Origin of the sequence: Winogradskyella wichelsiae, from assembly GCF_013403925.1 — a bacterium.
GTDB lineage: Bacteria > Bacteroidota > Bacteroidia > Flavobacteriales > Flavobacteriaceae > Winogradskyella > Winogradskyella wichelsiae.
Genome location: NZ_JABFDJ010000001.1, coordinates 288,612 through 311,772 on the forward strand (window position 1 = coordinate 288,612; position 23,161 = coordinate 311,772).

19 protein-coding genes are annotated in these 23,161 nt (G+C 33.7%); 13 read left to right on the top strand and 6 right to left on the bottom strand.

Going from position 1 to position 23,161, the window contains the following annotated elements; translation table 11 throughout:
• Positions 1-14: 14 nt before the first annotated feature.
• Positions 15-644, bottom strand: a complete 630-nt coding sequence (gene rsmG, locus HM985_RS01365; RefSeq protein WP_179374511.1) for a 16S rRNA (guanine(527)-N(7))-methyltransferase RsmG — start codon at positions 642-644, stop codon at positions 15-17.
• Positions 645-957: 313 nt separating this feature from the next.
• On the opposite strand from rsmG, the gene HM985_RS01370 reads away from it, so the two are divergent.
• Positions 958-2,058 (top strand): fatty acid desaturase family protein, encoded by a 1,101-nt coding sequence (locus tag HM985_RS01370; RefSeq protein ID WP_179374512.1) that lies wholly within the window; start codon positions 958-960, stop codon positions 2,056-2,058.
• 18 nt (positions 2,059-2,076) lie between these two features.
• The gene (locus HM985_RS01375; protein WP_179374513.1) at positions 2,077-3,264 is read left to right on the top strand and encodes a pyridoxal phosphate-dependent aminotransferase; all 1,188 of its coding nucleotides are present in this window, start codon (positions 2,077-2,079) and stop codon (positions 3,262-3,264) included.
• Between the two features lie 118 nt (positions 3,265-3,382).
• On the opposite strand, the gene HM985_RS01380 is transcribed toward HM985_RS01375, so the two are convergent.
• The 4 genes from HM985_RS01380 to trkA all read right to left on the bottom strand — a co-directional run bounded on the left by HM985_RS01380 (position 3,383) and on the right by trkA (position 7,513).
• Positions 3,383-3,640, bottom strand: a complete 258-nt coding sequence (locus HM985_RS01380) for a hypothetical protein (protein ID WP_179374514.1) — start codon at positions 3,638-3,640, stop codon at positions 3,383-3,385.
• Positions 3,641-3,803: 163 nt separating this feature from the next.
• Positions 3,804-4,088: a hypothetical protein gene (locus tag HM985_RS01385; RefSeq protein WP_179374515.1), complete on the bottom strand. Its 285-nt coding sequence runs from the start codon at positions 4,086-4,088 to the stop codon at positions 3,804-3,806.
• A 564-nt stretch (positions 4,089-4,652) separates the two neighbouring features.
• The gene (locus tag HM985_RS01390; protein WP_179374516.1) at positions 4,653-6,155 is read right to left on the bottom strand and encodes a TrkH family potassium uptake protein; all 1,503 of its coding nucleotides are present in this window, start codon (positions 6,153-6,155) and stop codon (positions 4,653-4,655) included.
• An 8-nt stretch (positions 6,156-6,163) separates the two neighbouring features.
• Positions 6,164-7,513 (bottom strand): Trk system potassium transporter TrkA, encoded by a 1,350-nt coding sequence (trkA, locus tag HM985_RS01395; protein ID WP_179374517.1) that lies wholly within the window; start codon positions 7,511-7,513, stop codon positions 6,164-6,166.
• 321 nt (positions 7,514-7,834) lie between these two features.
• On the opposite strand from trkA, the gene ubiE reads away from it, so the two are divergent.
• Both ubiE and porT read left to right on the top strand, forming a co-directional pair.
• Positions 7,835-8,566: a bifunctional demethylmenaquinone methyltransferase/2-methoxy-6-polyprenyl-1,4-benzoquinol methylase UbiE gene (gene ubiE, locus HM985_RS01400; RefSeq protein WP_179374518.1), complete on the top strand. Its 732-nt coding sequence runs from the start codon at positions 7,835-7,837 to the stop codon at positions 8,564-8,566.
• 1 nt (position 8,567) lies between these two features.
• A complete protein-coding gene (gene porT / locus HM985_RS01405) occupies positions 8,568-9,284 on the top strand; it encodes a type IX secretion/gliding motility protein PorT/SprT (protein ID WP_179374519.1) in 717 nt (238 codons plus the stop codon).
• Here porT and HM985_RS01410 read toward each other — a convergent pair.
• Positions 9,271-10,005, bottom strand: coding sequence for a TrmH family RNA methyltransferase (locus HM985_RS01410; protein ID WP_179374937.1), 735 nt, complete (start codon positions 10,003-10,005; stop codon positions 9,271-9,273). The genes porT and HM985_RS01410 overlap by 14 nt on opposite strands.
• A gap of 207 nt (positions 10,006-10,212) precedes the next feature.
• Here HM985_RS01410 and tamL point away from each other — a divergent pair, with 207 nt between their 5' ends.
• The 9 genes from tamL (at position 10,213) to HM985_RS01455 (ending at position 23,034) form a co-directional block, all read left to right on the top strand.
• Positions 10,213-12,756: a translocation and assembly module lipoprotein TamL gene (tamL, locus tag HM985_RS01415; RefSeq protein ID WP_246284893.1), complete on the top strand. Its 2,544-nt coding sequence runs from the start codon at positions 10,213-10,215 to the stop codon at positions 12,754-12,756.
• Between the two features lie 215 nt (positions 12,757-12,971).
• A complete protein-coding gene (fbaA, locus tag HM985_RS01420) occupies positions 12,972-14,039 on the top strand; it encodes a class II fructose-bisphosphate aldolase (protein WP_179374520.1) in 1,068 nt (355 codons plus the stop codon).
• Between the two features lie 256 nt (positions 14,040-14,295).
• Entirely contained in the window at positions 14,296-15,156 is an 861-nt protein-coding gene (gene accD / locus HM985_RS01425) for an acetyl-CoA carboxylase, carboxyltransferase subunit beta (RefSeq protein ID WP_179374521.1), read from the top strand.
• A gap of 318 nt (positions 15,157-15,474) precedes the next feature.
• A complete protein-coding gene (gene rpsO, locus HM985_RS01430) occupies positions 15,475-15,744 on the top strand; it encodes a 30S ribosomal protein S15 (RefSeq protein ID WP_020895709.1) in 270 nt (89 codons plus the stop codon).
• Positions 15,745-15,938: 194 nt separating this feature from the next.
• Positions 15,939-18,191 (top strand): polyribonucleotide nucleotidyltransferase, encoded by a 2,253-nt coding sequence (locus HM985_RS01435; protein ID WP_179374939.1) that lies wholly within the window; start codon positions 15,939-15,941, stop codon positions 18,189-18,191.
• A 232-nt stretch (positions 18,192-18,423) separates the two neighbouring features.
• On the top strand, positions 18,424-19,836 hold the full coding sequence (locus tag HM985_RS01440; protein ID WP_179374522.1) for a glycosyltransferase: 1,413 nt from the start codon (positions 18,424-18,426) through the stop codon (positions 19,834-19,836).
• A 290-nt stretch (positions 19,837-20,126) separates the two neighbouring features.
• Entirely contained in the window at positions 20,127-20,930 is an 804-nt protein-coding gene (gene proC, locus HM985_RS01445) for a pyrroline-5-carboxylate reductase (protein ID WP_179374523.1), read from the top strand.
• A 97-nt stretch (positions 20,931-21,027) separates the two neighbouring features.
• Positions 21,028-21,807: a glutamate 5-kinase gene (gene proB / locus HM985_RS01450; protein ID WP_179374524.1), complete on the top strand. Its 780-nt coding sequence runs from the start codon at positions 21,028-21,030 to the stop codon at positions 21,805-21,807.
• 27 nt (positions 21,808-21,834) lie between these two features.
• Complete coding sequence (locus HM985_RS01455) at positions 21,835-23,034, top strand: glutamate-5-semialdehyde dehydrogenase (protein ID WP_179374525.1); 1,200 nt, start codon at positions 21,835-21,837, stop codon at positions 23,032-23,034.
• Positions 23,035-23,161: the final 127 nt, after the last annotated feature.

A 23,161-nucleotide genomic window follows, 5' to 3' on the forward strand; every position in this document is an offset into this window, starting at 1 on the left:
CGTTAAACGGTTAATTAGGCTTTGAATTTTAAGGGCAGATGAATCACTTTTTTAGTTTCGAAAAATGATTCTTCAAAATAATCTGAAAGTAAAAAAGCCTTTACCGTTTTGTATTGTTTAAGCTCTTCTGTTAAGTCTCCTCCTTTTAAATAAAGAATCCCATTTTTTAATTCATTTTTCTGAGTTCTAGAAACCTTACCTTTTACCCAAGTTGTAAATTCTGGCATGGTAGTAACGGCTCTACTAACTATAAAATCAAAAGTTTCATCGATAGCCTCTACTCTACTATGGGTTGTTCTTATGTTGGTTAGCTCTAACGCTTCTGCAACAGCATTAATTACCTTAAGTTTTTTATTAATACTATCGACCAAATGAAATTGACACTCAGGAAATAAAATAGCTAAAGGCACACCTGGAAATCCACCTCCAGTTCCAACATCTAAGATCGATGTACCTGGAACGAAATCAATAACTTTTGCAATTCCTAAAGAATGTAAAACGTGTCTTAAATATAGTTCGTCAATGTCTTTTCTAGAAATAACATTAATTTTACTGTTCCAATCTTTATACAAAGCCTCTAAAGCTTCAAATTGTTGAATCTGAATTTCGGTTAAATTCGGGAAATATTTAAGGATAAGTTCCATAGCTGTTCTTTCTGCAAAAGTACTTATTTTAAAGTTTTGATTATTATACTATTCGTATTTATCTAAATGATATTCACTTAAATCTTATATCGTTCACTTTTTTTTAAATCACAAAAATGTCAGGATCAATTCAGCTGTTGCATTTTGAAACCACTTAAAATGAGACTCTTGAAGTCTATTATCTAATCCAAACCATCCTATTTCTATTATAATTTTAAGTTAATCCATAACAATTTCTTTTTATTTAATGACTATCTTTGCTTTTGTATAATGTATTATAATCCCTTACGTTATCATATAAAATATAGAATACATGAAACAGCAAACACTAACATTCTCTAGAACAGACTCTGCTAAGTTCTTTAGAACCCTCAATAAACGAGTCAATAATTATTTTAAAGAAAACGATATTAAACGAACAGGTAATTGGCAACTTTGGGTAAAAACCATTGTAATGTTTACCTTGTTTCTAACTCCTTATTTCTTATTATTAACCTTAAATATTCCTACTTGGGCACAGTTATTATTGACCCTTGTTATGGGAATCGGTATGGCTGGCGTTGGAATGAACGTCATGCATGATGGTAATCATGGTGCCTTTTCTAATAAAGAATGGGTAAACAGAATTATGGGAAGCAGTATTTACATTTTAGCAGGAAACGTTTACAACTGGAAAGTACAACACAACGTTTTACACCATACATACACTAACATTCATGGGCATGATGAAGATTTAGAAGCTGGAAGAATTTTACGTTTCTCTGAACATACAGAATGGAGAAAACATCATAAGTTTCAACATTATTATTCTATTTTGCTTTATGGCCTATTGACTATAAACTGGGCAATTACAACAGACTTTCAACAGATGAAACGCTACATGAAACGTAAATTATCTTATGGGAAATTCCCAAGTCCTGTGGCTAACTGGAGTAAGCTAGTGATTTCTAAATTGATTTATATTTCAATGTGGATTGTAATACCACTTGTACTTACCGACATCGCTTGGTATAAAGTCTTAATCGGATTTTTAATTATGCACTATGTGGCTGGCTTAATCTTAAGTGTCGTTTTTCAATTAGCCCATGTTATGGACGAAGCTGAAATGCCTTTACCAGAAAAAGATGGTACAATGAAAAACACTTGGGCAATTCACCAATTAAATACGACGGTAAACTTTGGTGCTAAAAGCAAAATTATCAATTGGTATACAGGGGGATTAAATCACCAAGTGGAGCATCATATATTTCCAAACATTAGCCATATCCATTATGGTAAAATTGCCGAAATTGTAAAATCTACAGCTAAAGAATTCAATTTACCTTATAAAGAATACGAAACCACAAGAAAAGCAATAGCTGCGCATTTCAAATTTTTAAAAGAAATGGGAACGCGCCCTGCAATACAAGCCTAATCTTATATTTTAAAGCATATGAACGACCAACTTTCGGATAGAATTAATAATTTAGCAACATCAGCTACATTAGCCATGGCGGCAAAAGCCAGAGAACTTCGCGCAGAAGGAAAAGATATTATTGGATTAAGTTTGGGGGAACCCGATTTTAATACTCCAGATTTTATTAAAGATGCTGCAATTGAAGCAATCAACCAAAACTACAACAGTTATACTCCTGTAGATGGTTATGTAGAATTGAAAGAAGCGATCATAAAAAAGTTTAAACGCGATAATAACCTTAACTACACTTTACCACAAGTTGTAGTATCTACTGGTGCAAAGCAATCTTTAGCAAATATTGCTTCTGTAATGCTTAATGCTGGGGACGAAGTTATTTTACCTTGCCCATATTGGGTAAGTTACAGCGATATTGTAAAGTTGAGTGATGGAGTTCCTGTAGAGGTAACAACTTCAATAGAAAATGACTTTAAAATGACAGCCGCACAATTAGAAGCTGCCATTACTCCTAAGACTAAAATGATATGGTACAGTTCTCCTTGTAACCCAAGTGGCTCTGTTTATAGTAAAGAAGAATTAAGAGCTTTAGCAGACGTACTAAAAAAGTATCCTAATATATACGTTGTTTCAGATGAAATATACGAACATATTAATTTTAAAGGAGGGCATTTTAGTATGGCTGAATTTGAAGATATGTACGACCGTACCATTACCGTAAACGGTGTGTCTAAAGCTTTTGCTATGACAGGTTGGAGAATTGGTTATATTGGAGCGCCAGACTGGATCGCTAGAGCCTGTAATAAAATGCAAGGTCAAATTACGAGTGGTGCAAATTGTATTGCACAACGTGCTGTAATTAAAGCGTTAGAAGCAGAGCCATCTAGCATTAAATATATGGTCGATGAGTTTAAAGAAAGACGTAAATTGATCTTAAACTTATTGAGCGAAATAGACGGTTTTAAAACCAACGAACCTGAAGGTGCTTTTTATGTTTTTCCTAATGTAGCTTCTTATTTTGGTAAAACCATAAAAGGTAAAACGATAAATAACGCCACTGATTTCTCTCTATTTTTACTAGAAGAAGCTTTAGTCGCAACCGTTACTGGTGAGGCTTTTGGTAATAAAGATTGTATAAGAATTTCTTATGCAGCATCTCAAGATGAGATCAAAGAAGCTATAAAACGTATTAAAACAGCGCTAAGCTAAATACCTTTTTTATATGATATAAAAAAAGCTGTAACATTGAATGTTACAGCTTTTTTTTTGTGAATAGCGCTCGTCTACAAATCTAAAACAGATGAATAAAGACGAAGCTACTTATTGTTTAAAATAAAATTAAAATAGCAACACTCCCAAACACGGCCAATTTTAAAACCATAGAAGCCCTAAGGCTTTCTTTACTTATTTTTAAAGTTTTTGCACGTTGCCTTACTGCGAATATTGACTTTCTACGCGCTTTTTTAAAGCTATATTTTACAACACGTTTATAATTTGAATTTAATAAACCTCGTTTTGTAAAATGAGTCTTTTTCTTCCTCTCATTTATGCTGCCAAGGTCTTGTTCTACGTCTACGTTCATCATCGAGGGATTTAATTATTCGTCTTAATATACGAATTAAAATGACAAATCATAAATTAAATAACATAAAACTAAATATTTAACACAAAATCAATTAAAATAATACGAATCAGATGAAATTAAAAAATGATAAAGAACCAAATTTTGCTTAATGTTATCCCCTATATTAGAACCATAATGATGATTTTAAAACACTAGAATAACGTATCAACAAGAAGAGTATTGTAAAAAATATCACTAGGGTTAAAATAAGGACTTTAAGCATTCTAACCTTACGCTCCTTGCGCAACCGCTTTCCTATGGCTTTTAATTGTTTGGTCGTAGCACTAGGGAAATCATATTCGGTGGTTACATGCGGATCATAACCCCCAAGCCTATTCTTAAATTTAGCGCGTTGCGGAAGTAGTCTTCGATTATTTTTTATTACCGTATTCATAGCACTTCCAGACATAACAAATAAGTTTTAAATTAAAAAAAAGATAAAGACTAGCCTTTATTTACATGAGTATAAAAGGACGTACAGCATAAAAGACCCCAATAAGAAAGCATCAGTTAAAGCTCCTAAAAGAGCTAGCAAAACAATGAAGGGGAATTCCTGTAAAACAAAATAATCAGCTTATAGAACCCACCTTACAATAAGATTGATCAAAAACTCTGTGATTAAAATTTTAAAGACTAAAATAAATGCAATAGGATTAATCACACAAATAGGACGCAAGATGATTTAAAATGTTACAGGTTGAGAAGGAAAACACAGAAATTGAAGACACTAAAAAAAAGGAGAAAAACCAGTAGAATTATAGACTAGCGAGGTCTAAAAACAATTCAGGTTATATTAAAAATTATTTTTGTTCTTTCATTATTATACGAGTAAAAAGAACCAAACCAATTTGTTTTAAAGAGTAAAATTAACGGATGCTATTTTAAGTCGTTTAAAAACAAGTAAAACAGAACACCCTATTACAATGGTTGCCGTTAATAATTTGGGTTCATTGACAACCATAAAGCACACTATTTACCGATTTCTCCAGAAGAAAGGAGTTAACAATATCAGAACCGTAAATAATTCTAAACGACCAATAAGCATTAAAAATGAAGCCCACCATTTACCTAAAGCTGGTAAAGCAGCATAATTATTCACAGGACCAAAATCACCTAATGCAGGACCTACATTTCCTAAACTAGATGCTGATAGACCGATTGCAGATGCAAAATCCATATCAAACATAGAAAACACTAATGCACCAACAATAAAAGACAACATATAAAGGATAAAGAACCCTAAAACATTAAATACAATATCTTTTGATACTGACTTACCGTTATAACGGACAGGAATTATAGCATTGGGATGCAAAGTTCGTTTAAATTCTAAAAAACTATTTTTAATCAAAATCAATTGACGCATTACTTTCACTCCACCAGAGGTACTTCCTGCAGAGCCTCCTAAAAACATCATCCCAAAGAAAAAAACGGTTAAAAAGGGAGTCCACATCGTGTAATCTGCACTCACAAAACCTGTAGTGGTAATAACACTTAACACTTGAAACAAAGCATGTCTCAAAGCACTTTCTGCTTCACCCCAAACCATCGGATGTGCTATAGATGATAAGGATAAATCTGCTTTAAAATAGATAAGAACAGAGGCTATTATAGTGAATATAATGATGAATTGAGAATAGAGTCTAAATTCTTCATCATATAAAATTTTAGAAACTTTTCCTTTAAACAGATAATAGCTTAACACAAAATTAGTACCCGCTAAAAACATAAAGAAAATAATGATGTATTGTATTGCAGGATTATCATTCCAATACGCCACACTTGCATTTTTAGTTGAAAAACCACCTGTAGACAATGTACTTAAAGCATGATTAATGGCATCAAAAAATGACATCCCTGCAAGTTGTAACAATAATGTTTCAACAACCGTATATCCTACATAAATAAGCCACAAGCGCTTTGCGGTATCTGTGATTCTTGGGTGTAATTTATCCGCACTTGGCCCAGGCGCCTCTGCTGTAAATAATTGCATACCTCCAACACCTAACAGAGGTAATATCGCAATCGCTAAAACGATAATCCCCATACCACCAATCCAATGCGTCATACTTCTCCAGAATAAAACGCCTTCGGGTATAATTTCTATATCATTCAAAATACTGGCCCCTGTTGTGGTATAGCCAGACATGGTTTCAAAAAAAGCATCGGTAAAAGAAGGTATTGCTCCAGTAGCAATATAAGGTAGCGTTCCGGTTAGTGACATTACAATCCACCCAAAAGCAACAACAATGTAGCCTTCACGCTTATTCATTTCCTTGCGGTGGTCTTTTGTTCTATACATCGCTAAAACCCCAATTAAAACGGTGGCAAGCCCCGCTAGAAACAACTCTAAAGTAACCCCATCTTTATAAATAAGACTGATTAATGTTGCGGTTAGCATAAAGCCTCCATTGAACAACAAGAGCAGTCCAAAAAAGTGAAAAATAATTTTATAATTGAGTTTTATTCGAGACATAATATGTATTAAGAGAAAAACCGTTCAACTTCTGAAATAGACCGTGGTAAACAACACACTACGACACGATCTCCGGCCTGAATGCTAAAACTCCCTAACGGAATAGAGCCTTTACCATCTCTAATAACACCTCCAATGATAGCAGATTTAGGAAACTTCACATTTTTAATAACCTTATTGGTTATCTTAGATTTCGGTTTAACAACAAATTCTAAGAGTTCGGCGTTCATGTTGGTCAATTTGGTCATCGCAACCACTTCCCCCTTTCTTATATATCTAAAAATATTATTTGCTGCTAATAATTTTTTATTAATTAAAGTATCTATTCCTATGGACTGAGATAATTGATAATAATCCATATTTTCTACCAAAGCAATCGTTTTCTTAACCCCTTTTGATTTGGCTAAAAGACAAGACATAATATTGGTTTCAGAGTTTCCTGTAACGGCTATAAAAGCATCCATATCTGAGATATTTTCTTCATCTAAAATATCTACATTTCTACCATCACCACAAATCACTAAAGCATTTGGTATATCATCTGCTAATTCTTCTGCTTTACCTCGTCTATTCTCAACAAGCTTCACATTAAACTTGCTTGAACATAAATCTTGAGCTGTTTTGTAACCGATTTGACTCCCCCCAAGAATCATAACATTTTTAATGGTAACCTTAACTTTTCCAGATAATTTAAACAACTCATCATCTCCGCCTTTAGAAGTTACAAAAACTACTTTATCACCTTCTTTAAAAATAGTATCACCACGAGGAATGATGGTATATTGCGTTCCCAACCGTTGAATGGCAATAGGAATAAAATTAAGTTCGGGATAAATCTCTGCAGCTTCTTTAACCGATTTATCGACAAAGGTTGCCGTTCTAGACAAACGCAAACCTAGCATTGTTAATTCTCCTCCTTCAAATTCATAAGTATCATTAAAGCCATATTGGTTTAATAATAATTCTATTTCAGATGCCGCTAAAGATTCTGGCGAAATAAGTTCATCGATTCCAAATTTAGAGAAGCCTACAGTTTCTTTATTTTCTATAAACTCGGTGTTTGAAATACGTGCAATGGTACGTTTGGCTCCTAATTGCTTAGCTAATACACAAGCGGTAATATTTGTAGTTTCAGACGATGTTACAGCGATAAAAAGTGCTGCTGTATCGATACGCGCATCTTTTAGAATTGAAATGGATGTGGTATCCCCTTTTATAGTTCTAATATCCAAGTGCTCGCCGGCATACCCTAAACTGTCTTTTTTAGTATCAATTAAAGTAATTTCTTGTGACTCGTAAGATAAAAGTTTAGCTAAATGAAACCCAACTTCACCTGCACCTGCAATTATAATTTTCATGCGTTTACATTTATTGTTTTTAAAAGATGACACGCTGTTTTTAACTAATCAATGCTTTGATTAATAAAATTTTAAACAGACGCGTTTCATTGTATTGCTTTAGAGTAAGTATGCAAATATACTTATTAAGTTACGAGTTCTAAAACGCCTCAAATATTAATAGGGATTAGTCTTATATTAATTCATAAGATCAAGAGGGTTTATGCTTTACGATTAAGAAGTAATAAACTATTAAAGTTAAGAGATCGGCTTTTTTTAAACTTTAATGATTAACAACTTTAAGTACTTATAACTTCTTTAGTATATTTGCCAAAAATTTTTATGGCTGAAAAAGTAAATCCATATAAGAACAGTGATCAATCTAAAAAAGTACAGGTCACCAAAATGTTTGATACAATCTCTAAGGAATATGATGGGTTAAACCGTGTAATTTCGTTCGGAATAGATATTAAGTGGAGAAATAAAGTTGTAGATTTAGTCGCCGATACAAATCCCAAAAACATTTTAGATATAGCGACCGGAACTGGTGATTTAGCCATTAGCTTAACGGCTACAAGTGCTGAAGAAATTATTGGTTTAGATATCAGCGATGGTATGTTAGAAGTCGGCCGTAAAAAAATAGCGTCTAAAAATTTAGAGGGTATAATCTCGATGGTAATTGGTGATTCTGAAGATTTACCTTTTGAAGATCATACTTTTGATGCGATTACGGTTGCTTTTGGTGTTAGAAATTTTGAACACCTAGAAAAAGGATTAGCTGAAATTTTAAGAGTGCTAAAGCCAAATGGTATTTTTGTAATTCTAGAAACGTCTGTTCCAACAAATCCGTTGTATAAAGCTGGGTATCGTTTTCACACAAAATTGATTATGCCAACCATAGGAAAAATCTTTTCTAAAGATAAAGTAGCCTACAGTTACCTTAGTGAATCTGCTTCACTTTTCCCTTATGGAGAAGCTTTGAACAATATTTTAAGAAAAATTGGGTTTATTAATGTCGTAGACCGTCCGCAAACCATGGGCGTAGCTACAATTTACTCAGCATCTAAAGCATAATATGAAGCAAGCCCTTGTCCTTTTAGCATTTTTATTCGCATTTCAAAGTTCGTCTGCTCAACTTTTCACTAAAGAAAAAGTGACAAATTCTGTTAATAATATTGACCAAAAAACTTTAACATGGGGGTATTTCCTTGGCTTCAATCAATATGATTTCAATTTTGATTATAACCAAGACTTAAAAGATATTCTTGTCGATGAATCTTCTGGGTTTCACTTAGGCCTTGTTGGAGATCTGCGGATTAATGACTTTATGAATCTTAGATTAGAGCCTGGTGTATTCTTTACCTCTAGAAACCTTATCTATGACGAAAGTTATTTTCAGGGTACCGAATTTAACGATTCGGATTTATTAAGAGAAGTAAAATCGACATACGTTCATATACCGCTTTTATTAAAAGTATCGACCAAACGTATCAATAATTTTAAACCATTTATTGTGGGTGGTTTTTCTACAGCTTTAAACTTATCTAGTAATCAAGACAATCCTAACGATAATAGTTCTGGAGAATTTAGAATGAAGAAAAACACATATTTCTACGAAATTGGTTTCGGAATTGACCTGTATCTCGAATATTTTAAATTCACTCCTTCTATTCGTGGTATTTTCTCAATGAATGATGAAATTATTCGAGATGTGGACCCCAACAGCCCTTGGACTGGTAATGTTGCAAAAATGGAAACAAGAGGTGTGTTTATCAATTTTACTTTTCAATAGTCCGTCTACGAAATTCGCTTAATAGAATTGCTGTAGCATTGGCTACATTTAAACTTTCAGTAGCCTTTACAGTTCCGAACTGAGGTATGGTTATTTTTCGACCAACTTTAGCTTCAATAGCTTCAGAAATACCATTGGCTTCATTCCCTAAAACAATAAGACCTTCGGTCGGCAAGGTTGTAGTGTATATGTTTTCTCCGTTTAAAAACGTCCCAAACACGTCTGTTTTACAAGAACCTAAATAGTTAGGCAAATCTACATATTGCACATTAACGCGTGTTAACGATCCCATTGTGGCCTGCACGACTTTACTGTTATAACAATCTACGGTGTTATAACTACAGATTAAATTTTTAATACCATACCAATCACAAAGCCTAATGATAGTACCCAAGTTCCCAGGATCTCTAACATCATCTAAGGCGACAATTAAACCTTTTTCTTGAGCCGAAATCTGTTCTGGAATTTCAAAGATCGCTAAAGCCGTGTTTGGGTTTTTAAGGGCTGTAATTTTTTTTAAATCAGCTTCCGATATTTCAGAAATTAAGCGTTGTGGAGCTTCAAAGAGAGATTGAGTGGTATAGAGATGTTTCAACGTATAGTCCGATTTAAGAAATTCTGAAATCCCTTTTATACCTTCAACTATAAATAAACGGTTTTGTTGTCGGCCTTTTTTTTGACTTAAACTCTTAATTAACTTTATTTGATTCTTTGATAACATTAAAATGTCTTTACATTTGTTAGACGAAGCACTTACAAATACAAAGTAAACCTTTTTTACTTTAATAGCGTTTCCAAAATAGAGTGACAATACTATTTTCTTATAGGGAAATGGTATTATTTTTGTTTTATAAACGTTATTTAAATAATATATCCCTTTTTAGATTTGCACAAGATCCCTTTAATAACATTTACCAATTTTAAAACTTTGCGCCGCAATACGCTATGGCTATTCTGTATATTGGCACTGAGCTCGTGTAGTGTTGTAAAACGTGTTAAAGACGGTCAGCACCTTATTGTGAGCAACACCATTTTAGAAGATAGTGTGCACGTTACTAATGAACGTATCAATAATATCATTGCTCAAAAAACCAATTCTGGTATGAGAAAGTTTATGGGCTTTCCGTTAAAACTTCACATCTACAATCTTGCAAGGCCTAATATTGATTCTATTTTAAATGCTAATATTTTAAGTGATTCTACCAAAGTAAAAAGAAGAGTCGCTTTACTTTCTAAAAAGCAATTTGATAAAACATTAAAAAACCGACGCGATTTTAATGCTTGGTTAAAAAAAACGGGGGAAGCTCCAGTTATTTTTGATGAAGAAAAAGCCATAAAAACCACAAAGAATTTAAAAAAATATTATTACAGTAAAGGTTGGTTTAATAATGATGTGACTTACGAAGTTGAAAAAGACAGTAATAAATTTGCAAAAGTAACTTACAAAGTTAACAGAAGTGAGCCTTACATATTAGATGCGCTAATCCCTATAATTAGTAGCCCCGCAATAGACTCGATGTATGCTAAATTTAGTACTGGGACTTTACTAAAAAAAGGAGAACAATTTGACGAACAAAACTATGAAAACGAGCGCGAACGAATAAATACGTATTTGCGAAATGCTGGTTTCTATTATTTTGCACAAGATAATGTCCGTTTTGAAATGGACACGATTAACACAAACCACAAGGTACATACAGACCTAATTATAGGAGACCGCATAATTAGAGGAGACGACTCTACAACCACCAAGCCCTTTAAAATTTATAAAATAAAAGAAGTTAATATTTTTACGGACGATAATTTTGAAAACCGATTTAACAGCATCTCAGATAGCGTCACTTTTAAAGGCATTAACCTTTATAGTAAAGAAAAATTACGCTTTAGACCCAAAGCATTAACAGATGCGGTGTTTATTAATAAAGGGCAAACTTATAGCGATTTAGCCAGAAGTAGAACAGCACGTTACCTAAATGATCTCAACATGTTTAGGTATCCTAATATTGATTTTGTAGAAAACGAAGACGATTCTACGCTAACCGCTAATATATTTCTAGAACCTAAAAAGAAATACGGCTTAAGTTTTGACTCAGATATCAATCAAAGTAACATTCAATCTATTGGGTTCTCACTTAGTTCTGGTTTAAAAATAAGAAATGTATTTAGAGGTGCCGAAACTCTAGAAATAACAGGAATAGCCGCTATCGGAGCTTCTAAAAGCAGAAGTGCGAACTCCACGTCCTTTTTTGATATCAACGAATTTGGTGGTAATATCCGTTTAACAATCCCGAGACTATTTAGCCCTTTTAAAACTGAAAAGATCATCCCTAAATACATGTCGCCAAACACAGCCATAAACCTTTCTGCTACAAGCCAACAAAACATAGGATTGGACAAACAGTCTATCTCAGGGATCTTTAGTTACAATTGGTTTCCTTCTAATACGGTAACAAATACATTAGAATTATTTAATATTAATTTTGTTAAAAACCTGAATACCAACAATTATTTTGGAGTTTACCAAAATTCATTTGGGAGATTAAATGCAATAGCTAGAGATATTGATTATATAGAGGATGACGGCACATTATCAGACAGTTCTTTAGCCAACCAATATGAACCTGCTGATATTTTTATTTCTGATGTTTTAACAGGAAACACAACACTAACAGCAAGTGATGATGATTACGTAAATGTAAATAATATCGAAGAACGAAAAGAACGACTGACAGAAAACAACCTTATTTTTTCTACTAGTTTTGACTATAAAAAAGACAGGAGAAAAAACATATTTGACAACGACTTTTCAATTTTTAAATGGCGTATTGAACTGGCAGGAAACTTAATGTCTAACATTTCTAATATTGCTGGGTTATCTAAAAATGATGATGATAATTACGAAATATTCGGAGTCGCCTTTTCGCAATATATTAAAACGGAAATTGATTATATTAAATACGTAGATTTAGGTCGGAAAAATGTGTTTGCCTTCCGCAGCTACGTTGGTATTGCTATTCCTTATGGAAACTCTAATAGTATTCCTTTTGCAGAAAGTTTCTTTGCTGGTGGACCGAATGATAATAGAGCTTGGACGGCTTACAACTTAGGGCCAGGGAGCTCTTCTTCTACAAACGAATTTAACGAGGCCAATTTTAAATTGCATTTAAGCGCAGAGCAGCGCTTTAGTTTATTTGGCGGGTTTCAAGGGGCTATATTCGTAGATGCAGGTAATATTTGGAACGTTCTAGATAATGTTACTGAAGAAGCAGCAACATTAAATAACTTAAGTGCTCTTAAGGATATCGCCATCGGTTCTGGTTTGGGTATCCGCTACGATTTTGACTTTTTTGTGTTGCGCTTTGATGTTGGCTTTAAAACCCACGATCCGGCCCAAGAGATTGGTAACCGTTGGTTTAGAGATTACAATTTTGGAAATGCTGTCTATAATATAGGGATAAACTACCCCTTTTAAAATAATAAGCACAGCATACAGTCATTATCTCATACGTCAAATTTAGACGTTAAGATTAAAAAAACAAAAACAGCCTCATAAATGCTATACGTTTAATTTCCAAAGTAGTAATCAAAAATTGACTACAACGTTTTCGGTATTTTATAACGAATTAGACACTATAAATTATCAAAAATTATGTACTTTTGGTAACATAAATTATCAATTCAATAATTATGAGTCATAATATCAAACCTGGCGTTGCTACAGGAAAAGAAGTTCAAAATATTTTCAACCACGCTAAAGAAAAAGGGTATGCTTTACCTGCTGTAAATGTTACGGGTTCTAACACAATTAACGCTGTATTAGAAACAGCGAAATCATTAAATGCACCTGTTATTATTCAATTCTCTAACGGAGGTGCACAATTTAATGCTGGAAAAAGCTTAAGTAATGAAGGTCAAAAGGCAGCTATTGCAGGTTCTGTAGCGGGTGCTAAGCACATTCACCTTATGGCAGAAGCTTATGGGGTACCAGTAATTTTACACACCGATCATTGTGCTAAAAAATTATTACCTTGGATCGACGGTTTACTAGAGGCTAGTGAACAGTTTTTTAAAGAAACAGGGAAGCCTTTATACAGTTCTCATATGATTGATTTATCTGAAGAACCAATTGAAGAAAATATTGCTACTTGTAAAAAATATCTTGAGCGCATGAGCAAAATGGGTATGACATTAGAAATTGAATTAGGGATTACAGGTGGTGAAGAAGATGGTGTAGATAATTCTGATGTAGATGATTCTAAATTATACACACAACCAGAAGAGGTAGCTTACGCTTACGAAGAGTTAAGTAAAGTGAGTGATCAATTTACGATTGCAGCTGCTTTTGGGAATGTGCACGGAGTTTACAAACCTGGAAACGTTAAATTAACACCAAAAATCTTAAGAAACTCTCAAGACTTTTTATCTAAAAAACACAACTTACCACACAACCATATTGATTTTGTTTTCCACGGTGGATCAGGTTCTACGACAGAAGAAATTAAAGAAGCAATTGGTTACGGAGTTATCAAAATGAATATTGATACCGATATGCAATATGCATTTTTAACTGGTGTTAGAGATTACATACAAGACAACAAAGACTTTTTACAAACGCAAATCGGTAACCCTGAAGGAGACGATGTGCCTAACAAAAAATATTACGATCCACGTGTTTGGTTACGTAAAGGAGAGGACGCTTTTGTTGCTAGATTGAAAAAAGCTTTCGAAGATTTAAACAATGTGAACACACTTTAGTTAGCAAAATCATAATACTTTTTAAAAACCCGTTAAAACTTATAATCAGAGTTTTAATGGGTTTTTATTGCTGTAAATTTCACCTTTTTAGAGATACATACCTCTATTTTTGAGTTATGTTTAATAAAATAGTAATTTTGTACACTTGGTTGAGTAACGAACGACTCAATTAAATTAGTGATTAAGGATTAATAAAAACCTAAAATCATAAACCTGTCCTAAGCATGGTCTTAGGATTAAAAAATCGTAAATTTATATGGCTTGGTTTAAAAGAAAAGATAAAGGTATTCATACCTCTACAGAAGAAAAGAAAGATACACCTAAGGGCCTTTGGTACAAATCCCCAACAGGAAAAATTATAGATACTAAAGAATTAGAACAAAATTTTTATGTCAGTCCAGAAGATGGCTATCATGTTAGAATTGGAAGTAACGAATATTTTCAAATTCTGTTTGACGACAATAAATACACAGAGCTAGATGCTAATTTAACATCTAAAGATCCGCTGAAGTTCGAAGACACAAAAAAATACCCAGACCGTTTAAAAGCAGCTCAAGCAAAAACAAATCTTAAAGACGCGGTGCGTACAGCTGTTGGTAAATCTAATGGTGAAGATTTAGTTATTGCATGTATGGACTTCGCTTTTATTGGAGGATCAATGGGAAGTGTTGTAGGTGAAAAAATTGCTAGAGCAGCTGATTATGCTTTAAAAAACAAAACACCTTTAATGATTATTAGTAAATCTGGAGGAGCCAGAATGATGGAAGCTGCACTTTCTTTAATGCAATTAGCAAAAACATCTGTAAAATTAGCACAATTAGCAGATGCCAGTATTCCATACATTTCTCTATGTACCGACCCTACCACAGGGGGTACCACCGCATCTTTTGCAATGTTAGGTGATATTAACATCGCAGAACCAGGTGCATTAATAGGTTTTGCTGGTCCAAGAATTGTAAGAGATACTACTGGTAAAGAGTTACCTGAAGGTTTTCAAACTTCAGAATTTTTACTAGAGCATGGATTCTTAGATTTTATAACCCATCGTAGAGAATTAAAAAAACAAGTTAACTTGTACATCGATTTAATTAAAAATCAAGCTGTACGGGCTTCGTAGATACAATAAGAACATAAAAGAGAGCCTCTCAAAATAAATATTGAGAGGCTCTTTTTGATTTCTGCATTATATAACTTGTTAGGTGATCTTTACCAATACGATAACAACTAAAAAAATTAAAAAGCTGTAACACCTTAAGTCTTATTGTTTTAATAAGAATTAAAAACAAAACATTTCGATATCTAATTTATAATTTTAAGAGCATCTTAAGGAGTTCAAAAAGTTGTAAAAAAAATCTCAAATCACAAAAAAGTAGTATATTTGCAGCTCGAAAGAAAAACTTTCGTGTACATAAAAATCATTTACAATAATATTAGCATGTATTTAGATCAAAAAGCAAAAGAAGAATTATTCACCAAACATGGTGGTAACGCAAAGAACACAGGTTCGGCAGAAGGACAGATTGCATTATTCACACATAGAATAGAGCACTTAACACAACACTTAAAGAAAAACCGTAAAGATTACAATACGGAACGTTCTTTAGTAATGTTAGTAGGTAAGAGAAGAAGCTTATTAGATTACTTAACTAAGAAAGATGTCTTAAGATATCGTGCGATAGTTAAAGAATTAGGATTAAGAAAATAATCTAAATATAAAGGCCACGCATTTAGCGTGGCCTTTTGTTTTTTATATAACTCAAACGTAAGAGTAAAACAATCGTAAAAAAATAGCAGAAAAATCCTAAAATGATTTTAGGATTCGCGGTTTTTCATTGGTCAACAACGACAACAACGACACAACAACACAACGACCATTGTTTAATTAGAATTAAAAAATTTATGATTCCAAAAGTTTTTAGAGAGGTCATAGACCTTGGTGATGGTAGAGAAATTTCTATCGAAACCGGAAAATTAGCAAAGCAGGCACATGGTTCTGTTGTTGTTCAGTCAGGAAAATGTATGTTATTATGTACAGTTGTTTCCAATTACGAGCAAAAAGATGTGGACTTCTTACCCTTAACAGTAGATTACAGAGAAAAATTTGCTGCTGCAGGGCGTTATCCAGGAGGTTTCTTTAAAAGAGAAGCAAGACCTAGTGATGGAGAAGTATTAACAATGCGTCTAGTAGACAGAGTTTTACGTCCATTATTCCCAAAAGATTACCATTCTGAAACGCAGGTAATGATTCAATTAATGTCTCATGATCCTGAAGTTATGCCAGATGCTATGGCAGGTTTAGCAGCTTCTGCAGCAATTCAATTATCAGATTTCCCTTTTGAATGTGCAATCTCTGAAGCTAGAGTTGGTCGTATCAATGGAGAATTCATCATCAACCCAACATTGGCGCAATTAGAAGAGTCTGACATCGATATGATGATTGGGGCTTCTGCAGATTCAGTAATGATGGTAGAAGGTGAAATGGATGAAATTTCTGAAGAAGAAATGGCGGATGCAATTAAGTTTGCGCACGAAGCGATTAAAGTACAATGTGCAGCTCAAGTTAAATTAGCAGAAGCATTTGGAAAGAAAGCAACACGTGAATACCAACCAGAAAGAGAAGACAAAGATTTAGAGAAGAAAGTACATGATATGGCATACGATAAAGTATATGCTATAGCAAAAGCAGGATCATCTAAACATGAAAGAACTGCAGCTTTTCAACAAATAAAAGAAGACATTAAAGCAACATTCTCTGAAGAAGAAACGGCAGATTATGGTGGATTAATTTCTGATTATTACCGCAAAGCGGAAAAAGCAGCGATTAGAGATTTAACTTTAGACGAAGGTTTACGTTTAGATGGTCGTAAGACTGACGAGATTAGACCAATTTGGTGTGAAGTAGATTACTTACCATCTACACATGGTTCTGCAATCTTTACACGTGGAGAAACTCAAGCTTTAGCGACAGTAACTTTAGGAACTTCTAGAGATGCTAATCAAATCGATATGCCATCGCAAGAAGGTGAAGAGCGTTTCTATTTACACTATAACTTCCCTCCTTTTTGTACAGGTGAAGCAAGACCAATCCGCGGAACGTCTCGTAGAGAAGTGGGGCATGGTAACTTAGCACAACGTGCATTAAAAGGAATGATTCCTGCAGACTGTCCTTATACAGTACGTGTGGTTTCTGAAGTATTAGAATCTAATGGTTCTTCTTCTATGGCAACCGTTTGTTCTGGTACAATGGCACTTATGGATGCTGGTGTAAAAATGACAAAACCGGTTTCTGGTATCGCAATGGGATTAATTTCTGATGCCGATTCTGGAAAATATGCTGTATTATCTGATATTTTAGGTGATGAAGATCATTTAGGAGATATGGATTTTAAAGTTACAGGTACTGCAGATGGTATTACGGCTTGTCAAATGGATATTAAAGTAAAAGGACTGTCTTACGAAATTCTTGTAAATGCTTTACAACAAGCGCGTGCTGGTCGTTTACATATCTTAGGTAAAATTACAGATACAATTGCAACACCAAATACGGAAGTAAAAGAACATGCTCCTACAATGATTACAAGACGTGTTCCTAACGAATTTATCGGAGCCTTAATCGGACCTGGTGGAAAAGTGATTCAGGAAATGCAAAAAGAAACTGAGACAACGATCGTTATTAACGAAGATCCAGTAACTGAAGAAGGTATTGTTGAAATTTTAGGGGTTGGTAAAAAAGGTATTGATGCGGTAATGGCTAAAATTGATGCTATTTTATTTAAGCCAAAAGTAGGTAGCGTATACGAAGTAAAAGTAATCAAAATGTTAGATTTTGGTGCTGTTGTTGAATATATGGAAGCACCAGGAAACGAAGTATTATTACACGTATCTGAATTAGCTTGGGAACGTACCGAAAACGTAACTGACGTTGTAAACATGGGAGATGTTTTTGATGTGAAGTATTTTGGACAAGATCCAAGAACACGCAAAGAGAAAGTGTCTCGTAAAGCATTGCTTCCAAAACCAGAAGGTTATGTAGCAAGACCACCAAGAGAGAACAATGATCGTGGTGGACGTGATAACAGAGGAAGAGATAATCGTGGACGTGATAACAGACGTGATGATCGCAAACCAAGAGAAAACAAGAAAGAAGATTAATTCTTATTTTAATTGTTAATATAATAACCCTAAATGGAACTTCCATTTAGGGTTTATTTTTGTCTTAAAAAACAACTTAAAACACTAGAAAAGAGAGGTATTAACTTCTAAAAAAAACAGATGAAAGGATTTCAAAAACAGTTTACAGTATGTTAAATAAAAATTAAATTCAGTCTAAAAGGTAATACTCCACGTACATCTTATGTCAATTAATCCTAATAGAACTAAATTTATGAAACCGAAAGAAACCGCTTCAACAAATACATCGAGAACTAAAAAGTTCACCAATAGATTTCTCAATAGCACCCCTAAAACGCATAATTTCCATAATAGAATAGTTTTATTCAGTACGTTCTTACTTATAAGTATTGGTATCTATTTCTTTTATGTGTTTTTCAATGATTTTGAAAAGTTTAACGCAGACCGTAGAAGTACAACACTTGGATATGCATTCATGTCAATAGCATTTGGCTTATTTATCTATAAAGCATTCTTTTTTATATATACAGCATACAATTATTTCAAATACAAACCTGTAGCATCAGTTGGAGATAAAGATTTACCTACAATTACAGTAATTGTACCAGCTTATAATGAAGGGAAACAAGTATGGGATACACTAATGAGTTTAGCCGAGAGCAATTACCCAAGAGATAAAATGCAAATATTATCAATTGATGATGGTAGTGTAGATGATACTTGGGATTGGATGTTAGATGCGAAAGATAAATTAGGCGAACGTTTATCAATATTTCAACAACCAAAAAATAAAGGAAAACGTCATGCATTATACAGAGGTTTTAATGTTGGAAACGGAGATGTTTTTGTTACCGTAGATAGTGATTCTATTGTAACCGAAGATACCATTAGAAACTTAGTGAGTCCTTTTGCTAAAGATGAACAATGTGGTGCCGTTGCAGGAAACATTAGAGTGTTAAACAACAAGAAAGAAATGCTTCCTAAAATGTTGGATGTAAGTTTCGTTATGAGTTTTGAATTTGTGCGTTCGGCAGAAAGTAACCTAAATTCAGTGTTGTGTACACCAGGAGCATTAGCAGCATATAGAAGAACAGCGGTATTTGGTTGCTTAACTGAGTGGATCAATCAGACATTTATGGGCCAACCTTCTGATATTGGGGAAGATCGTGCTATGACTAATATGATTTTAAAACAAGGTAAACACGTATTATTTCAAAAAGATGCTGTTGCTTATACCAACGTACCTGAAGAGTATTTAGGACTGTATAAAATGTTTATTAGATGGGGACGAAGTAATGTAAGAGAAAATATTTCAATGGCAAAGTATGTCTTTACTAATTTTAGAGAAGGAAAAAAATGGGGTACGCGTCTATTATTTATTAGTCAGGCTTCAGGCATTATTATGAGTTACCCATTTGTAATATTTATGCTATTCTTTGTAATAGCACATCCGTTATTATTTTTAGGGTCTACGCTATTAAGTATCTTAGTTTTTTCATCATTTTCAGCGCTATTCTTTGGTTACCGTTACGAGTTAAAAGAAGCAATCTGGGCATATACATATAGTATTGTTTTTACATTTGCCTTATTCTGGATTACTCCTTACGCTATTGCAACAGCCAGTAGAAGAGGTTGGTTAACACGTGGCTTGGCCGAAAAAAAATAAAAAAGTCCTTATTAATAATTGATAAGCCTATAAAATTCAGATTTTATAGGCTTATTTTTTTACCCCCTATTTTGTCACCGACACACTGTCACTTTTAGCGATTCATCGTTTTAATGAATTATGACATCTTTAAGAATTGTACTTTAAATTTAAAGAAACCACAACAATAGCAACAAAATCACTAAAATATGAAAATTCTTTAAATGATAATTTCATTTTGGCACTATCGCACAGTAATTGCGGCTATAAAGGCAATTGTCATTAATGTCAGTTAATATATAAAATAAATTATGAGAGTATTAGTAATCGGAGCCGGTAACATGGGTTTAACCTATTCAGAAGGCATGGCAGCATCGCCTTTACTTAGTAGACACAAACTAAGAATATATGATACCGATCCACAAAAAATTAAGAGTTTAAATATCGATTCACGATTCAACGTATTCGATAACCTTGCAGACTGCTTACCAAAAGCAGATATTGTATTTATAGCTGTAAAACCATACCACAGCGATGACCTGTTTAAAGTAATGAAACCAATGATCAACGATAGTCAAATATTTGTATCGTTAATGGCTGGTGTAACAATTAATACAATTCAAAAAGGATTGAGTATTAAAAAGGTGATAAGAACAATGCCTAATTTACCAGCACAGGTCGGTAAAGGAATAACATCGTATACAGAATCTGTAGAAGTCTCTAAAGTAGAACTCATTATGGTAAGAAACCTGTTAGATACCACAGGGACTTCAATACATGTAAACACAGAGAAATTTATTGATGCTTCTACAGGAATTTCGGGGAGTGGACCTGCTTATGTGTTTTATTTTATGCAATCCATGTTAGAAGCGGCTTTAAAAATGGGCTTTTCTGATGATGATTCTAAAAAATTAGTGAGCAGTACGTTTGAAGGGGCTATCGAGCTCTTCAATCAAAATAACATTTCACCTAAATCGTGGATAGATAAAGTAGCCTCTAAAGGCGGAACTACGCAAGCGGCCATAGATTCTATGGACGACAACAATGTAAAGCAATTGATACAAGATGCCGCATATGCAGCATTTGATCGTGCAATAGAATTAGGAAAAGAATAATAAAACAGATTGAAAATTAAGTAAGTAAAAATAATAAAGAATTAAAAAATATAATGATTACACTTCAGAATTTTAATCTGATACATAATACAAAACAATGAATGACGATATAAAACGGGTGGTTGTAAAAGTAGGAACCAACGTATTAACAAATAAAGACAATAGAATTTTAGGACCAGTACTTCGTGAATTGGTGAGGCAAATCGCGGTACTAAATGAAGAAGATATCAAGGTAATTCTTGTATCTTCTGGATCGGCAATGGCTGGTATGGAAATACTAGGCAAAACAAACATTAAAGACAAGTCGATAAGAAGACAAGTATATTCGGCGGTGGGGCAACCAAGAATGATGAGGCACTACTACAGTTTGTTTCATGATTACGGCATGAGATGTGCACAAGTATTAGCCACAAAACGAGATTTTGACATCGGAAAGCACCGTGAAAACATGATTAATTGTTACGAGGGTTTACTTGAGGAAGGCGTCACTCCTATCGCAAACGAAGATGATGCGGTGTCACTGACCATGTCAATGTTTTCAGATAATGATGAATTAGCAAGCTTAATAGCAGAGCTTGTAGATGCAGACCGTTTAATTATATTATCAGATACCGACGGCCTCTATAACGGACATCCAGATGATGATGATTCAAAACTTTTAAACACCGTAATTACAAATCAAAACGTTGAGAAATACGTTCAAGATTCTGACAAAAAAGAAGGAGAAGGTCGCGGTGGTATGGCGTCTAAATTAAAGATCGCCAAAGGAACAGCGAACAAAAATATTCCAACTTACATAGCTAATGGAAAAAAAGAAAATGTAATTGTGGATATTATTAATAATAAAGAAGTAGGAACTAAATTTATTTGTGCCTAGATAAACTTCGAATTAAAATACAATAACATGAAACTTTTAAATACAGAAATAAAAAATAACGTTTTAAAATCGATGCTTCAAATTTTAGAGCGCGAACGTAAAACAATCATTACAGCTAATAAAAAAGATTTAGAGGCATTTCAAAGAGAAGATCAAGCGCTTTACGATCGTTTAATTGTTAACGATAAAAAGGTGGATGAAATGATAGCAGCTGTTAAGGCAGTAATGCTTCAAGATGATCCTGTTGGAAGAGAAATCACCAACAGAACCTTGCCTAATAAATTGAATATAGTCAATACAACGGCACCATTCGGAACCATTCTTATTATTTATGAATCGCGTCCAGATGTCACTATTGAAGCCGCTGTTTTAGCCTTTAAGGCAAATAATAAAATCCTTTTAAAAGGGGGAAAAGAAGCTTTAAACAGTAATTTAGTTTTAGAAAAACTATGGCACGAAGCTTTAGAAGAAAATGGGTTATCTAAAGATTGGATAAAACTGCTGCACTTAAAGCGCGAAGAAACTCAAGAATTCTTAAAAAACCCAACAGAGCCATTAGATCTCATTGTACCTCGTGGTGGAGAGCGCCTAATTAATTTTGTAAAAACACACGCTACATGTGCTGTTTTAATCAGCGGAAGAGGAAACAACTTTTTATATATTTCTGAGCACGCCGATTGGGGAAAAGCGGTGAATGTTATTATTAATGCGAAGACACATAAAATTTCGGGATGTAATGCGTTAGACAAAGTGCTTATTGATAAAAATCTACCGCAGTACGACACTAAGGTTAAAATGTTGCAAGAAAAATTAGAACAACATAATGTTGAAGTTGTAGTGGACCAAAAAATAGCGACCATTTTAACTGACAAGGAAGTGATTGCTAATGAGGAGGTTTGGTATGAAGAATTTTTAGCCTTAAAAATAGTTATCGGACAGGTGGATTCATTAGACGAGGCTATTGAAACGATTAATAAATATTCAGGAAAACATTCAGCATCCATCATCACTGAAGACAAAACGGAAGCCTTAAATTTTATGCACAACGTAGATAGTGCGGCCGTATATCACAATGCGTCTACTAGATTTACAGATGGAGGTCAAATGGGCGTTGGTGCAGAGTTAGCCATTAGTACCGATAAATTACATCACCGTGGGCCTTTAGGTCTAAATCAATTAGTGACTAATAAATATTACATTTATGGAGATGGCCAAGTTAGGGTTTAATAAAAGCCTAACTTCTTTTAGCTTGAATTTTAGCAACATATAATAAGGGGTATTCGTGGATTTAATTGATAGGGAAACCCCTTTAGAACAAACACAACTACTAATAAATCAGAATATTAAGCCTGAA

Excerpts from the sequence above, each read along its gene's own strand:
- HM985_RS01380 (WP_179374514.1), bottom strand. The coding sequence starts at position 3,640 with ATGATGAACGTAGACGTAGAACAAGACCTTGGCAGCATAAATGAGAGG.
- fbaA (WP_179374520.1), top strand. The coding sequence starts at position 12,972 with ATGAGTCATAATATCAAACCTGGCGTTGCTACAGGAAAAGAAGTTCAA.
- HM985_RS01390 (WP_179374516.1), bottom strand. The coding sequence starts at position 6,155 with ATGTCTCGAATAAAACTCAATTATAAAATTATTTTTCACTTTTTTGGA.
- proC (WP_179374523.1), top strand. The coding sequence starts at position 20,127 with ATGAGAGTATTAGTAATCGGAGCCGGTAACATGGGTTTAACCTATTCA.
- trkA (WP_179374517.1), bottom strand. The coding sequence starts at position 7,513 with ATGAAAATTATAATTGCAGGTGCAGGTGAAGTTGGGTTTCATTTAGCT.
- accD (WP_179374521.1), top strand. The coding sequence starts at position 14,296 with ATGGCTTGGTTTAAAAGAAAAGATAAAGGTATTCATACCTCTACAGAA.
- rpsO (WP_020895709.1), top strand. The coding sequence starts at position 15,475 with ATGTATTTAGATCAAAAAGCAAAAGAAGAATTATTCACCAAACATGGT.
- HM985_RS01385 (WP_179374515.1), bottom strand. The coding sequence starts at position 4,088 with ATGTCTGGAAGTGCTATGAATACGGTAATAAAAAATAATCGAAGACTA.
- HM985_RS01435 (WP_179374939.1), top strand. The coding sequence starts at position 15,939 with ATGATTCCAAAAGTTTTTAGAGAGGTCATAGACCTTGGTGATGGTAGA.
- ubiE (WP_179374518.1), top strand. The coding sequence starts at position 7,835 with ATGGCTGAAAAAGTAAATCCATATAAGAACAGTGATCAATCTAAAAAA.
- HM985_RS01370 (WP_179374512.1), top strand. The coding sequence starts at position 958 with ATGAAACAGCAAACACTAACATTCTCTAGAACAGACTCTGCTAAGTTC.
- HM985_RS01410 (WP_179374937.1), bottom strand. The coding sequence starts at position 10,005 with ATGTTATCAAAGAATCAAATAAAGTTAATTAAGAGTTTAAGTCAAAAA.
- HM985_RS01455 (WP_179374525.1), top strand. The coding sequence starts at position 21,835 with ATGAAACTTTTAAATACAGAAATAAAAAATAACGTTTTAAAATCGATG.
- proB (WP_179374524.1), top strand. The coding sequence starts at position 21,028 with ATGAATGACGATATAAAACGGGTGGTTGTAAAAGTAGGAACCAACGTA.
- porT (WP_179374519.1), top strand. The coding sequence starts at position 8,568 with ATGAAGCAAGCCCTTGTCCTTTTAGCATTTTTATTCGCATTTCAAAGT.
- HM985_RS01375 (WP_179374513.1), top strand. The coding sequence starts at position 2,077 with ATGAACGACCAACTTTCGGATAGAATTAATAATTTAGCAACATCAGCT.
- rsmG (WP_179374511.1), bottom strand. The coding sequence starts at position 644 with ATGGAACTTATCCTTAAATATTTCCCGAATTTAACCGAAATTCAGATT.
- HM985_RS01440 (WP_179374522.1), top strand. The coding sequence starts at position 18,424 with ATGAAACCGAAAGAAACCGCTTCAACAAATACATCGAGAACTAAAAAG.